Origin of the sequence: Blautia marasmi (assembly GCF_900258535.1) — a bacterium.
Taxonomy (GTDB): Bacteria; Bacillota; Clostridia; order Lachnospirales; family Lachnospiraceae; genus Blautia; species Blautia hominis.
Window position 1 is genome coordinate 1,072,994 of record NZ_OIWX01000001.1, and the last position, 13,820, is coordinate 1,086,813.

The 13,820-nt window shown below is 47.2% G+C and carries 17 protein-coding genes; 4 read left to right on the plus strand and 13 right to left on the minus strand.

The window, feature by feature from the left end; translation table 11 throughout:
• Positions 1–61: 61 nt before the first annotated feature.
• The 3 genes from C6P39_RS04800 to C6P39_RS04810 are packed head-to-tail and all read left to right on the plus strand — an operon-like array spanning position 62 to position 1,039.
• A complete protein-coding gene (locus tag C6P39_RS04800; RefSeq protein WP_104802995.1) occupies positions 62–295 on the plus strand; it encodes a helix-turn-helix transcriptional regulator in 234 nt (77 codons plus the stop codon).
• Positions 279–692, plus strand: a complete 414-nt coding sequence (locus tag C6P39_RS04805) for a hypothetical protein (protein ID WP_104802996.1) — start codon at positions 279–281, stop codon at positions 690–692. The genes C6P39_RS04800 and C6P39_RS04805 overlap by 17 nt, the downstream gene beginning before the upstream one ends.
• A 29-nt stretch (positions 693–721) precedes the next feature.
• Complete coding sequence (locus tag C6P39_RS04810; RefSeq protein ID WP_242986932.1) at positions 722–1,039, plus strand: DUF6442 family protein; 318 nt, start codon at positions 722–724, stop codon at positions 1,037–1,039.
• A gap of 32 nt (positions 1,040–1,071) precedes the next feature.
• On the opposite strand, the gene greA is transcribed toward C6P39_RS04810, so the two are convergent.
• From greA to C6P39_RS04840, 6 genes are all read right to left on the minus strand, one after another.
• The gene (gene greA, locus C6P39_RS04815) at positions 1,072–1,575 is read right to left on the minus strand and encodes a transcription elongation factor GreA (protein ID WP_104802998.1); all 504 of its coding nucleotides are present in this window, start codon (positions 1,573–1,575) and stop codon (positions 1,072–1,074) included.
• A gap of 30 nt (positions 1,576–1,605) precedes the next feature.
• Positions 1,606–2,130 carry a transcription repressor NadR gene (locus C6P39_RS04820; protein ID WP_104802999.1) on the minus strand — a complete coding sequence of 175 codons (525 nt, stop codon included), beginning with the start codon at positions 2,128–2,130 and terminating at the stop codon, positions 1,606–1,608.
• Positions 2,131–2,225: 95 nt separating this feature from the next.
• Positions 2,226–3,083: a carboxylating nicotinate-nucleotide diphosphorylase gene (gene nadC, locus C6P39_RS04825; RefSeq protein WP_104803000.1), complete on the minus strand. Its 858-nt coding sequence runs from the start codon at positions 3,081–3,083 to the stop codon at positions 2,226–2,228.
• Positions 3,080–4,393: an L-aspartate oxidase gene (locus C6P39_RS04830; RefSeq protein ID WP_104803001.1), complete on the minus strand. Its 1,314-nt coding sequence runs from the start codon at positions 4,391–4,393 to the stop codon at positions 3,080–3,082. The genes nadC and C6P39_RS04830 overlap by 4 nt, the downstream gene beginning before the upstream one ends.
• 63 nt (positions 4,394–4,456) lie before the next feature.
• Positions 4,457–5,365: a quinolinate synthase NadA gene (nadA, locus tag C6P39_RS04835; RefSeq protein ID WP_095176111.1), complete on the minus strand. Its 909-nt coding sequence runs from the start codon at positions 5,363–5,365 to the stop codon at positions 4,457–4,459.
• A gap of 133 nt (positions 5,366–5,498) precedes the next feature.
• Positions 5,499–6,080: a TetR/AcrR family transcriptional regulator gene (locus tag C6P39_RS04840; protein WP_104803002.1), complete on the minus strand. Its 582-nt coding sequence runs from the start codon at positions 6,078–6,080 to the stop codon at positions 5,499–5,501.
• 159 nt (positions 6,081–6,239) lie between these two features.
• Here C6P39_RS04840 and C6P39_RS04845 point away from each other — a divergent pair, with 159 nt between their 5' ends.
• Positions 6,240–7,271 (plus strand): NAD-dependent epimerase/dehydratase family protein, encoded by a 1,032-nt coding sequence (locus C6P39_RS04845; protein WP_104803003.1) that lies wholly within the window; start codon positions 6,240–6,242, stop codon positions 7,269–7,271.
• A 128-nt stretch (positions 7,272–7,399) separates the two neighbouring features.
• Here the strand turns inward: C6P39_RS04845 and purM are convergent, their stop codons facing one another.
• The 7 genes from purM to C6P39_RS04880 all read right to left on the minus strand — a co-directional run bounded on the left by purM (position 7,400) and on the right by C6P39_RS04880 (position 13,651).
• Positions 7,400–8,650, minus strand: a complete 1,251-nt coding sequence (purM, locus tag C6P39_RS04850; protein WP_104803004.1) for a phosphoribosylformylglycinamidine cyclo-ligase — start codon at positions 8,648–8,650, stop codon at positions 7,400–7,402.
• A 136-nt stretch (positions 8,651–8,786) separates the two neighbouring features.
• Complete coding sequence (locus C6P39_RS04855; protein ID WP_104803005.1) at positions 8,787–10,115, minus strand: MATE family efflux transporter; 1,329 nt, start codon at positions 10,113–10,115, stop codon at positions 8,787–8,789.
• 109 nt (positions 10,116–10,224) lie between these two features.
• A complete protein-coding gene (locus C6P39_RS28235; RefSeq protein ID WP_330407017.1) occupies positions 10,225–10,932 on the minus strand; it encodes a metallophosphoesterase family protein in 708 nt (235 codons plus the stop codon).
• Between the two features lie 186 nt (positions 10,933–11,118).
• Positions 11,119–11,403 carry a hypothetical protein gene (locus C6P39_RS04865; protein ID WP_104803006.1) on the minus strand — a complete coding sequence of 95 codons (285 nt, stop codon included), beginning with the start codon at positions 11,401–11,403 and terminating at the stop codon, positions 11,119–11,121.
• A gap of 6 nt (positions 11,404–11,409) precedes the next feature.
• Positions 11,410–12,180 (minus strand): ABC transporter permease, encoded by a 771-nt coding sequence (locus C6P39_RS04870; protein WP_104803007.1) that lies wholly within the window; start codon positions 12,178–12,180, stop codon positions 11,410–11,412.
• Positions 12,177–12,899: an ABC transporter permease gene (locus C6P39_RS04875; RefSeq protein WP_104803008.1), complete on the minus strand. Its 723-nt coding sequence runs from the start codon at positions 12,897–12,899 to the stop codon at positions 12,177–12,179. Before C6P39_RS04875 ends, C6P39_RS04870 begins: the two co-directional genes overlap by 4 nt.
• Complete coding sequence (locus tag C6P39_RS04880) at positions 12,896–13,651, minus strand: ABC transporter ATP-binding protein (protein ID WP_104803009.1); 756 nt, start codon at positions 13,649–13,651, stop codon at positions 12,896–12,898. The genes C6P39_RS04875 and C6P39_RS04880 overlap by 4 nt, the downstream gene beginning before the upstream one ends.
• Positions 13,652–13,820: the final 169 nt, after the last annotated feature.

Genomic DNA, 13,820 nt, shown 5'->3' on the forward strand with positions numbered 1-13,820 from the left:
CCTGTTATATTATGAAGTTAGCTTCATACGAAGTTAACTTCACATAGATGGTGGGTGGAATATGAAAACAAAAGTACGGGAATTACGAATATCCAGAGGATTAACCCAACAGCAGCTCGCTGAGCTTGTTCATGTGTCCAACCGGACGGTCATTTCTATTGAAAAGGAACAATATAGTCCGTCCCTTATGCTTGCCTACCGAATGGCCCAAGTATTTGGCACAACAGTTGAGGATTTATGCTGTCTAAAGGAAAATAAAGAAATGGAGGATTTGGAATATGAAAATAAAGAATAGGCGTGGATTTGCTGCAGGTATTATAACTTTTTTACTGGGTATGGCAAGTATCATCTTTTATGTTATTTCAAAAGAACAGAGATTTTTTATCTCATCCATACTCCTGATCGTATTCTCATTAACGAATTTAAATAACGCTTTTACTAAAAAAGGGATTTTAGAAGAACTGGAAGATACTGCTGACGAAAGAGATCTGTATCTGACCATGAGAACCAGCCATGTATTATTAAAAATTACTAACTATGTATTATGCACTTTTACATTTCTATTTCTGATCGCTTATAGTGCATGGAAAGCATCCTCTTTACTAATTATCTCCATGACTCTTTGTGCAGTTACCGTTTTCATTTTTATTGCTTTTCTGTGTATTAATATCTATTATGAAAAAAACGAATAGGTATACGTCACCGAAGGGGGCCAAATAAAATGATAGGAAGGAACGATAGTATGAGAAAACCACCAAGACCGCGTCCCATAAAGGACGAACGCGATAAAATGATCGAGACACAGTCAAAAAGTTATGCGCTTGAATATGTTGCCACAGTAACCCAGATTTTTACAATTATATGTCTTATCAAAGGCAATTCCGCCTGGATCGGTAGTCTATCCATCTTATTTTTCGCCCTTGCCTTTGAAATGTTTTATCAGCATACGCAGTATGAAGAAAAACCGTATATGCAGGTCGGTATCGGTTCCCTGGTGATAGGGATCCTGTTGATCCTCTGGTTTATCGTTACCGGTTAGAAAAAGGCCGGCCCTCAATTGGCCGGCCAGCCTTAAAAACTCCTGATCTGGTCATCCTCATCTTCTGTTGTCTTTACAATAGATTTGATCACCACCGGATAACTTACCGTGTCATTGACCTTCACCATGACCCGGTCGCCCTCCCGGTGACCCCGGATGGCTTTTCCAAGAGGCGATTCTATACTGATCTTATTGTTAAGAGAGTTGCCTCGGATGGACGTTACCAATTTATATGTCTCTGTCTCGTCATCCTCCTCATAGAAAATTTCCACCACATTGTTGATTCCCACCTGGTCATTTCCGGAATTGTCCTTCACAATGGCAGCGGTCTTCAGCATTCTTTCCAGATACCGGATACGGCTCTCGTTCTTGTTCTTATCTTTTTTTGCCGCATAGTATTCAAAATTTTCACTCAGGTCTCCCTGAGCCCTGGCCTCTTTCACAGCCTCTATGGCTTCTTTTCTGACCACCAGCTTCCGGTATTCGATCTCCTCCTGAATTTTCTTTACATCACTCTCAGTGAGCTGTTCACGCATATCTCTCTGCCCCTTTTCCTATATTCCCGGTTATGATATTTTGGTTCCCGCCTTAGCTAGAAAACCGCGTTTCATAAGTTCTGCCCCTATCTCGTCCAGAGTCTGCTCACTATCCGCTAGGACCGTGTGATAATGATAGCCGGATGTTATGTTCTTCAAAGGGCTGGATTTTCCGCCCTGAATGCCTTTTACAAACTCTGCAGCTTTTTTTCTGGAGTCAACAGACAGCTCAGCCCGAAGCTGGCCGTAAACCTCATGGCATATGAACACATCCTCCACCTTGCCTCCGCAGTCTACGATCAGATTCAGCTCTTCCAAAATCTCACTGTCCTTATGGCATACATAAAACACACGGCTGGCAAACACCGGTGCGTGAAATACATAACCCCGGTGTGTGGAAAGAATATCCTGATTCTGCGCCCGTAAAAGTGCAATATCCTGCACGATCACCTGGCGGCTGACCTGGAACCGCTGTGCCAGCTTTGTGCCGGAAACAGGTTCCGGGCTGCGCCTGATATATGCTAAAATTTCCTGTCTGCGTTTTTCGCCGTTCATCCTCCACTAATCCTTTCTCACTGTCCTTTTGCGGTGCTTATCCCATATCTTTTCCACATCCTCTGATTCCATACTCCCGGGCAGCACTGGTCGGCTTAACAGGACACGGGATGCAGATTTTTCAAAGAAATATCCAGGATCGGCGCGGAATGGGTCAAGGCCCCGCTGGAAATATAATCCACACCGATAGATACCAGCCGCTCCACATTTTCCCTGGTCACATTGCCGGAACACTCGGTTTCTGCTTTTCCGTCAATGATCCGGATCGCTTCCATCATCATCTCCGGGGTCATATTGTCTAGCATGATGATATCAGCTCCTGCTTCCACGGCCTCCTTCACCATATCCAGATTCTCTACTTCCACCTCGATCTTGCGCACAAAAGGAGCATACTCCTTTGCCATCTCCACGGCTTTTGTCACACTCCCTGCTGCCCCGATATGATTGTCCTTTAATAAAATCCCATCAGACAAATTGTATCTGTGATTATAGCCGCCGCCCACTTTGACTGCATACTTTTCAAAGACACGCATATTCGGCGTTGTCTTTCTGGTATCGAGGAGCTTTGTCTTGCTTCCCGCAAGCAGATCGGCAATCTGTCTTGTGTAGCTGGCAATTCCGCTCATTCTCTGCAGATAGTTCAAAGCCACACGTTCCCCGGAGAGAAGCACACGGATATCCCCGTGCAGTGTTGCCATAAGCTGGCCGCTCTTCACCCGTTCTCCGTCTTTTACATAGAATTCCACTTCTGTCTTTTCATCCAGCAGCTCAAATACTCGTTTAAAAACATCAAGTCCGGCAACCACTCCGTCCTGTTTACAGATAAGCTGTACCTCGCCCGGACACGCTTCCCGCATCACCGCATTGGTGGTAATATCCTCATTTGTGATATCCTCCTGCAGAGCCTGCATAATAAGATGGTCTGCATTTAATTTCATTGTAATCTGATTCATCCCGCTTTTTTCACCCTTTCGATTTCTTTCAAAACACTCTCGCCATACATTCTCTGAAGCTCTTCCTGCCTTGGAAAACCTTCTCTCTCTGCTTTTGTCAGAAGCATAGCTGCCCTTTCCTGGCACATCTCTCCATTTTCCTGCGCCTCACGGGCAGAAATACGCAGAGCCGCACGTTTTGCGAATACCAGACTTTCCAGCAGGGAATTACTGGCCAGACGGTTGGCCCCGTGAACACCGTTACAGCTTGTCTCTCCTGCTGCGTAGAGATTTTCCATCGTGGTCCTGCTGTCCAGGTCCACTTTCACGCCGCCCATAAAATAATGCTGTGCAGGTACCACAGGAATGCACTCTTTCCGCACATCGTACCCTTCCTCCAGGCACCGTTCAAAAATATTCGGAAAATGTGACATGATCTCTTCTTCCCCAAGAGGGCGCATGTCCAGCCACACATAAGGCTTGTGGTCTATTTCCATCTGTCTGTGGATCGCGTCCGCAAGGACATCCCGCGGCAGAACCTCATTGGCAAAACGTTCCATATTGGCATTGTACAATCTGGCACCTTCCCCGCGCACGGATTCGGATATAAGGAATCGGCGCCCCGGTTTCCTGGAATATAAGGTTGTAGGGTGAATCTGCACGTAATCCGGATGCTCCAGCTCGATATCATGTTTCAGTGCAATTGCCAGGGCGTCACCGGTCAAGTGTGGGAAATTGGTGGAATGCTCATAAAGTCCGCCGATTCCCCCGCAAGCCCAGATCGTATCCTGGGCAGTGACTCCAAACACACTGCCGTCCTCTTTCCGGGCCACAATACCATAACACCGGTTATTCTCCTCCAGTATATCAATCATCGTTGTCTGTGTCAAAATTTTTACATTGGGGAGTTTCTGAACAGCCTCCAGCAGTCTGGTGGTGATCTCTTTTCCTGTGATATCCTTGTGATACAAGATCCTGGGCTGGGAATGGGCCCCTTCCCTGGTATAGGCAAGCTCTCCTTCCCTGCGGTTAAAATCCACACCACAGGCGATCAGTTCCTCGATCACCTCTCTGGAGGAACGGATCATCACATCCACGGATTCCCTCCGGTTCTCGTAATGCCCGGCCTTCAGGGTATCCTCCATGAACAGATCATAGTCCTTTTCATCCCGCAGGACACAGATGCCCCCCTGCGCCAGAAAAGAATCGCTGTTCTCCAGGTCATCCTTTGTCAGCATCAGAATCTGTTTCTCTTTTGGCAGATGAAGCGCTGCAAACAGCCCCGCAACACCTGTACCAACGATCACGATATCTGTTTTTTTTCTTTCCATTTTCTCCTAAACCTTCTTTCCTTCCGCAGCCTGCCCCTCCTTAAAGGAACGTGCAGGTTCCATCTACTTTGCAGTCTCCAGCATCCGGTTCAAAGGCACATTTGCCCGGCTTCGGAGGCTGTCATCCACGCTTACCTCTCCTTTATTATATTTCAGGCAGTCACGGACCTTTTCCAGCGTCACTTTTTTCATGGAAGCGCAGGTCTGTCCGCCGGGAACGGTATAGAACTTCTTGTCCGGGTTCTTCTGCTGCAGTTCATACAGTACGCCGTTCTCTGTTCCGATCATAAATTCCTTTCTTTCACTCTTTGTGGCATAATCAATGATACCTGATGTGCTGCCGATATAATCTGCAAGCTCCAGAACTTCCTTGGTGCACTCAGGATGCACTAAAAACTCCACACCTGGATGCAGGCGTTTCATTTCCTCCACCTGCTCCTTCTTCACTTCTTTATGTACATAGCAGTAACCGTCATTGAGAATCACATTTTTTTCCGGTACCTGCTTCGCCACGTAACTTCCCAGGTTTTCATCCGGAATAAAAAAGATATTTTTGTTAGGCAGCTTCTTTACGATCTCCACTGCATTGGAGGAAGTCACACATACATCCGAATATGTCTTTAACGCAGCACTGGAATTGATATAGCAGACAACTGCCAGGTCTTCATATTCTTCTCTCATTTTTTCAATCTTATGAACATCCGCCATATGGGCCATAGGGCAATCTGCTGTGGTATCCGGCATAAGTACGGTCTTCTCTGGATTCAGTATTTTTGCACTCTCCCCCATGAAGGTCACACCGGCAAAAACCAGGGTGCTGGCTTCCAGCTTTGTGGCAATCTTGCTCAGATAAAAAGAATCTCCAATATAATCTGCACATGCCTGCACCTCTCCCGGCACATAGTAATGGGCAAGGATCACTGCGTCCTTCTCTTTCTTCAGTTCCTCGATTTCCCGATAAATGGAATCCACGGTTTCTCCTCCTCAATTTTACGAATTTTTAACATTATACAACTTTCCTTTACATCTGACAAGACAGTTGTAAAATTGTACTGTAATTCATACAAAAAGAGACTGCACCGTGTACAATCTCCTCCTTAACACATTATCTTTTTTTCAGGCATCCAACCCCATACATCATCATATCTTCAGCCATGGCCGCGATCTCCTCTGCCCCTGTCACCATGCCCTCTCTGAGCCATTCCTCCAAAAGGCCGATACACCCCGCACTTGCAAATGCATAGAAATACTCTATTTCCTTAGGTGTGGCCAGAGCAAAGAACCGGGAATAAGCTTCCACGCATTTCTCCCGTCCCAGACTGAGCAGCCGTACCGCAAAGGATTTATCCCCGTAATCCCCCAAAGTCACAGTGCATAAATCCGCGTTTTCCTTTAGGCAGCGGAAAATTTCCGTAGTGATCTTCAGTGGGGTCAGTTCCTTATTTCCCTCTGACAGAAGCGGTTCCAACGCTTTTTCAATCTCTCTGGTCATCTCCTCCTCAATCTGCTCCAGCAGATCATAGATATCTTTATAATGCGTGTAAAATGTACCCCTGTTTATACCGGCGATCGCACACAATTCTCTGATGGAAATACTTTGTATGGGTTTCCTGCTGAGAAGATCCATAAATGCATTTCTGATAAGCTGTTTCGTCATTCTGGTCCGCTGGTCACCTGATTTTCCCATAGAAAGACCTCCTTATTATCATACCCGACACTTTCGCCAATTCTGTTCAATAACTATCCAAATGGCCGAAATCTGCCGATTGTTTTCCTGTTATCCCCTCATTATAATAAATAGTAGAAAGAGATACAATATCTGTATCTAAAAAGGAGATGTTTCCTTATGAAAACACTATATCTTGTCACAGGAGCGGACGGTCACCTGGGCAGTACCATTATCCGCCTGTTAAGAAAACAAAACCGAACGGTGCGGGGACTTCTTATTCCCGGAAAAAACGCACCGGATATTCCCGGTGTCCGGTATTTCCACGGTGATGTAAGAGATCTGGAAAGTATGCGGCCCCTTTTTGAAAATGCCGGATGCCGGGAGCTGGCTGTCATACACACTGCAGGCATGATTTCCATTGCTGAGAATGTCACACCGGAATTATACGAAGTTAATGTAAACGGAACAAAAAATATCATCTCCCTCTGCTTCCAATACAAAGTAAAGAGGCTTCTCTATGTAAGCTCCGTACATGCGATCCCGGAGCAGAATAAGCTGAAAGTTCTGCATGAGACAACAGACTTTTCCCCTGATCTGGTGGAAGGCGCCTATGCCAAAACAAAAGCCGAGGCCACAAAAGCGGTACTGGATGCTGTACAAAAAGGCCTGGATGCCGTGGTTGTCCATCCGTCGGGAATCCTGGGACCCTTTGACACCTCCGGCAATCATCTGGTGCAGATGGTCACAGATTATATCGAAGGACGCCTTCCGGCCTGTGTAAACGGCGGTTACGATTTTGTGGATGTCCGGGATGTAGCTGACGGGTGCCTGGCAGCCCTGGAACGTGGAAAGAAAGGAGAATGTTACATTCTCTCAAACCGCCACTATGAGATAAAAGATGTACTTAGAATGGTTAAAATGTTAAGCGGCGGCAGACGCCTGCCGGTCCTCCCCATGTGGATGGCAAAAATGGCGGCACCTCTGATCGGCGTTATCTGCCGGATCCGGAAACGGCGCCCTCTGTACACCCGGTACTCTCTGTATACCTTACAGAGCAATGACCGTTTTGACCACACAAAAGCCACCTCTGAACTGGGTTTCAAACCAAGAGACCTGTTTCAGACCATTGCAGACACTATAACCTGGCTGAAAAAGAAAGGCCACAGCGACTGTGAGGGTACTGAACAGTTACAAAATTCCAATATCTGAAAAGGCGGACGGCCTCCCTAACCCCTTGGGAGGATACCGTCCGCCTTATATCATATTGCATGGATCTCAAAGTGATCATAACTCCCAGCCAGCAGCCGAATATTCCTTTGGCAGTTACACGAGCCATATCACTGCCAGTTCAGTCTGTGCTCCATTACAACCTTCTGTTCCCCTGTCCGGATTCGGCCAATCTCATAGCATTCACAATAATTGTTCATATGGACAGCGATCTGTGCTACCGCCTCTGCCTGCACTACCATTATAAATCCCACGCCGCAGTTAAATGTGGAAAGCATTTCTCTGTCACTGATATTTCCGCACTGCCTGATAAAACGGAATACAGGCAGTGTCTTGATCTTGTCCAGGTCTATGACAGCGCTTAACCCATCCGGAATCACCCGGCACAGGTTGCCTTCTATTCCGCCGCCTGTAATATGGGCCATGCCATGGATGCAGTCCTTCCCCAATATCCCTTTCAGGGCTTTATAGTAAGGGGTATGAGGCTTCATGATCTGTTCTATGAATGTCTCTCCCTCCACTTTTTCCAGCTTGATCTCCGGCATCCGGTCCATGAGCATACGGACCAGGGAATATCCGTTGGTATGCAGCCCGTTTGATGCCAGAGCCAGCACCACATCTCCCTCCCCCGCAGCAGACCCGTCAATGATCCTGTTTTTTTCCACAATCCCGGCAATGCTGGACGTAAGTACATACACGCCCTTTTCCACCACCTGGGGCTGCACGCTGGTCTCTCCCCCCACAAGAGAGCATTCATTTTCCCGGCAGGCCTCCGACACGCCTTTGACCAGGGCGCCTATGGTATCCTTCTCCGCATTTCCGCAAACAATGGTATCCAGCACAGCAAGGGGCTTTGCCCCCATGACCACAATGTCATTGACCAAATGGTTGATCATGTCATGGCAGATGGAACCTGTATAGCCATATTCCATGGCAAGCTTCTGTTTGGAACCAGGCTCCTCTGATTTCAGCACCAGTACAGGGTTCTTTATCTCCGGAAAAGAAATATCGTAGAGGGAAGCAAAAGGTCCAAGTCCATTTAAGACTCTTCTGTCCCCTGTCTCCAGATGCTTTGCCATCTCTTTTTTGATCGTGTCCGTATAAGCAATGTCCACACCGGCTTTGCTGTATGACAATTCCTCCCCGTCCTTTTCGCAGCCTGCCAGCAGTTCATCCACTGTCACTTCCATGACCTTGGAAAGTTCCGGGAGCAGCTCTACATTTGGAAATGTACTGCCGTTTTCCCACTTGGAAACTGCCTGAAAAGAAATATTCAGACGGTCGGCAAGCTGCTGCTGTGTCATCCCAAGTTCTTTTCTCTTTCCGGAAATAAAACCTCCGATTTTTACACTGTCCAGCATGATGAATCCTCCTCATTTTCCCTGCCAAGAGTCACGCATAGTTTTACCAATTTTCAAGCAAGCTCCGGGCCTTTTTCTGTCTTAATCATACCTCGGCTTATCGGCGGCAGCAATAACGGGATATTTGAGTTTCTTTTTATTTTTCAACCGGCGGTAGAACCGGGTTTTTATATCTTTTTAAAAACCATGCGGTCAGCAGCAATGTGGAAATCTCCGCAGCCGGAAATGCCAGCCAGATACCGTCCATCTTCCAGATAAAAGACAAAAGAAACGCAAAAAACAGTATGGCTGCGACGCCCCTTACAAAGGCGATGGCAAAGGACTCTCTTCCCTTTTCCACTGCCCCCATATAAGCGGCTGCCACAATGTTAACACCAGCCGGGCAAAAGCCCAGAAAATACAGCCTCAGTCCCCAAAATGCGATCTCTGCCAGCTCACGATTTCCTTCCCCGTTAAAAATGCCAACCAGGTTTCCGGTAAAAGCAAACGCAGCAACACTGAAGAAAATCCCCACAGCTCCCGCCAATATGGCGGCACGAACAAACACAGCGGCACTCTCCTTCTTCCTGCCCTCCCCATAAAAACGGCTGATAAGCGGCTGACTGCCCTGAGAGATCCCGGTAAACACAGACACAGCCACCAGTGCCAGATTAGCAACGATCCCGTAAGCTGCCACCCCTGTATTCCCTGCCAGATGCAGGATCAGCAGATTAAACACAATGAGCACAACAGCGGAGGACAATTCATTGATAAACGCAGATATCCCCAGACTGCAGATATCACGTACCCGGCAGCACAGTGCCCCCATAGGCGAACTCCAGGTAAACTGATTTTTCCCCCTGATAAAATGCAGGGACAAAAGCCCTATACTGATAACCGGTGCAAAACCGGTTGCAAGGGCAGCCCCAAATATCCCCATATTACAGGGAAATAAAAACACATAATCCAGCACAATATTAGAAAAACTCCCGGTCAGCATAGCAGCCATGGAGAGACGGGGGCTGCCATCGTTCCTGACAAAGGCGATGAGTATGTTGTTCATAATGAAAAATGGGGCGAATCCCAAAATTGTCTTCAGATAACTCCCTGTCATCTTCTGTATATTCCCCTCAGCCCCCAGCATTCCTGCCACGGCATCCGAGCCTGCAAGCCCAATGAGCAAGAGAACGATCCCCACGGTGATCCCAGCCACGGCTGAGGCAGCGAAGACCTGGTTTCCCTTCTCTTTCTCCCCCTGTGCCCGGCAGATGGCAAAACGGGTGGCCCCTCCGATTCCCAGCATCAGCCCCAGCCCGTTAATAATACTGTATACAGATATAGCCAGGTTCAAAGCGGTCAGGCCATCTGCTCCCAGCCGTTTTGAGATGAAAAAAGTATCTGCCAGAATGTAACAGGACAGTCCCAGCATTCCCAGAACGTTCAGGGATATGTATTTATAAAATTCTCTGTTTATTTGTTTCTGCATAACCTGTCTCCTTATATTTTAAGATAAAAAAATGCCCCAATACATTCCTTCCATGACCTACCGGAATGTATTCAGGCATTTTTCCGTCTACCCGGTGGCAGACGGATGCTTATGCTATTGTATCATCAATAAGGGAGGTTTGGCAAGGGGGATTTTGTATCCTGTTCACCTCCATTTTATTCAGTATCCCCTCCCCCGTCACACCGGGGTGTGTGGCGATGATACGGCAGACCTGTTCCGTAAACTCCAAAGTACAGCCGTATTTTTCTGCCATATATTTTATGGTTTCCCCTTTTTTCATACCTTTGCTGATATTTTCCACCGTTTTTCGGATATCCTTTTCCCGGGGCGCATGGATAGCCGGTTCCGTATGGGAGATATCTATCCGCTGTACCTCTATCTCTCCGCCTTTTAACTCCAAAACTGCCATGGTAATCTCCTGATTAAACCGCCGCTTTCCACAGCTTCCCGGATTGAGAAAAAGACGTCCGTCTTTTCGTTCCTCCAGATATTTGTGGGAATGCCCAAAGACCACCACGTCCACACCTGTCAAATCAAGGGGAATCTCTTTTTTGTTGTGTACCATATAGAAACCGATGCCGTCCAGTTCAAAACGAAGGGACACCGGTATATGTTCCGCCCATTCCTTGTCATTGTTGCCTCTGACAATATAGATGGGCTTATCTTTAGACAGTTCATCCGCAATTTTCTGCGTGTTGATATCCCCGCCGTGGAGAACCACATCACAGGTATTCACAATTTCCATCACCTCAGGGCGAAGAAGCCCGTGGGTATCAGATAAAACGGCTATTCTCATTTGACTGCTCCCGATCATTTAAGCTTTTTCAACTGTATGGTTATTCGTAAGGATTCGGCAGGCCTGCGCATTCACTGCACGGACCGCCAGAACGCATTACAAAGTCAAGCAAAATTCCTATCGCCAAAGGCGGTTTTCTTTTATCTTATCTGAAACTGTCCTGTTTGTAAAGGACCTGCCTGCTGCCTATGAAAATTTGGTCACACCCATCATGCCAAGCAGCACCATGCCCCCTGCCACATAAATACTATGGACTACCAGGCATATTTTCATAAGATTGTTCTTAACCTTTCCTCTGTTGTAGGCGATAATGGTGAAAATACCACCCAGCAGCATTACCGCTATATATATCAGTATGATGGTTTCCGCTGCTGGCGACTCCAATGCCCAAGGATTTGACCGGACAGGGAAAATTGTGAACGGGAAAATCAGCAAAACAGTGCTTATGGCAGTAAATAATTTTTCTTTCATTATCATTTATCTCCTTTCCGCCTGTCCGAAACGGACGCAGGCGATCAGCAGGCAGACAACCGTAAGGCCCGCCGCCACCGGTATGAACGGTATCAGATCAAAACCAAATGTCCCCATATTGGCTGCCAGTTCATGCATCCTGGACGCAGTCATGAGAAAGGGGTAACACATGGGATATGCAAACCAAAATTTCGTATTGATCAAAAGCACAGACGGCACTATGGACGCCATCCCCATACCCATAGAAAAAATAGGTGTCTGTATACATACAGCAAGCATCCAGAAAAACGCTGCCATAGGAATGGATGAAAGGTAAATCCTTCCCGCCTCTCTTGCTATGTCAAGGACAGGAAGCATGAAAGGATAATTCTGCATGTGGGACGCAATGGCTGCACTTGGAAAATACGCCAGTGTCATGACCAGGATCTGTACGGCCGCCAGCAGCAGAAGAACGAAAAACTTCACCAGGCAGAGCTGTGCTGCGGAGACAGGCAGGGCCAGCATTTTCAGGATTCCTTTATTCTTCCTCTCCGTCTGCACCATCATTACCGTACTGATGACAATACTTGCCGGGTACATAAACCAGGCATACCCCATAAAACTTTGAATAAAAAAATTGTTTTCCGGTGATATCCCCTCATTCCCCATGGTGAAGTTTATATCAGCGTTGCTCACGCTTGTCAGCCATATCAAACATACAGGAATCAACAGGATCCAGAGGATACCTGAGCGGCGTATTTTCTTCAATTCTACTGCCGTTAAGGATAAAAAGTTCATGTAAAGTTCCCCCTTATTTTGATATAGATCATTTCCAGCAGTCCCAGTCCTGCTGTTTCCCCGCAGGATATCATAATACATTTCATTATCTGCGCCTCCTTTAGCGCCGGGTATACCTTAAACGGCATCATAAAAGGCAGATAGGCTAATATCCCTTCCGCGTTTTGTAGGATGGATGTCATAAACAATCCGATGGTTCCGATCCCAAGGGCTATCCACATGTTTCTGCAGATGGAAGACACCGCTGCCATGAAGACAAGCAAAGGCAGAAACATGACCAGGGAAAATCCCATACTTTTCAATATCTCCGCCGCAAATGTCCCGTCCGCCAAAAACCATTTCCATCCGCAGAACAGAAGGGCCGCACCTCCCAGCATCAATGCCCCCAATGCCAAGACTGCCAGCACAATGCATTTGCCCAAAAACAGATTCTTAGGCTGCACAGGCAGGGTATCCATGCGCTGCATGGCATTATCCGCAAATTCTGTGTGATACATGATACATGCACCTATGATGAGAAGAAACGACAGCAGCATGGACATCACCTGCCAGTTGGCATCCATCAGAATTGCCCCGGGGGATTTTGGCAGGTTTACGAAGTTCTCAGAACGGACCGTCATATTTACCACCGGGACTGCTGCAGTCAAAAGACCTCCCGCCAAAAAGGCAGGAAAGAAACCGGTCCGCCTCATTTTTTTCCACTCCAATGCAAGTGTCATTGTCCGGCACCTCTCTTTCGGTTATCTTCCTCCACCATTGCCAGAAAGGTATCCTCCAGATTGTCTGAAGGGTAACCCTCAAAATCTGCTTTCTGCCTCAGTTCCTGCAAGTCGCCCTCAAAAAGCAGGCGTCCGTGATTCAGGATGCCGATGTCATCAGCCATCAGTTCCACCTCCGGGAGCAGATGGGAGGAAACCAGGATGGTACAGTCATATTTCTTTGGCAGGGATCGAATCAGGGTTCGGATCTCATGGATCCCCACCGGGTCAAGACCATTGGTAGGTTCATCCAGGAACAAAATGGGAGGACGGCCGATCAGGGCAGAGGCCAGACCCAGCCTTTGTTTCATACCAAGAGAATATTTTCTGGCCAGGCGGGTGCGGTACTGGGTCAGTCCTACCAGCTCCAGGGCATCCGCTACACTGGACTTTGGAAGCCCGAGTATCTTTCTTATGATCTCCAAATTCTCCTGGCCTGACAGGTTTCCGTAAAAAGCAGGTGCCTCAATAAAAGACCCCACCTCCCTGAGAATTTTCATCCTGTCTCTCGGAAAGGTGCCGTTATGAATGGTAAAACGGCCTTTGGTGGGTTTTGTAAGTCCCAAAAACATTTTCATTGTGGTAGATTTGCCCGCCCCGTTTGGTCCCAGAAATCCGTAGACACTCCCCTTGCGTATATGCATATTCAAATCTGAGACGGCTGTAAAGTCAGCGTATTCTTTTGTCAGATGATGGGTTTCAATAATATTCATGATCCTTTCTCCTTTTGCGGCTCTTTTACTTTGTTTCTGTCTTTATTATAGAAACCCAACCTTACAGCAGCATTCTCATAACCTTACATTTACCTTACATTTTTGTTTTATGCCATCCGGCGGGATGATTTCCTGATATAATAAGGACAGGGAAATTTGCGTTTACAGG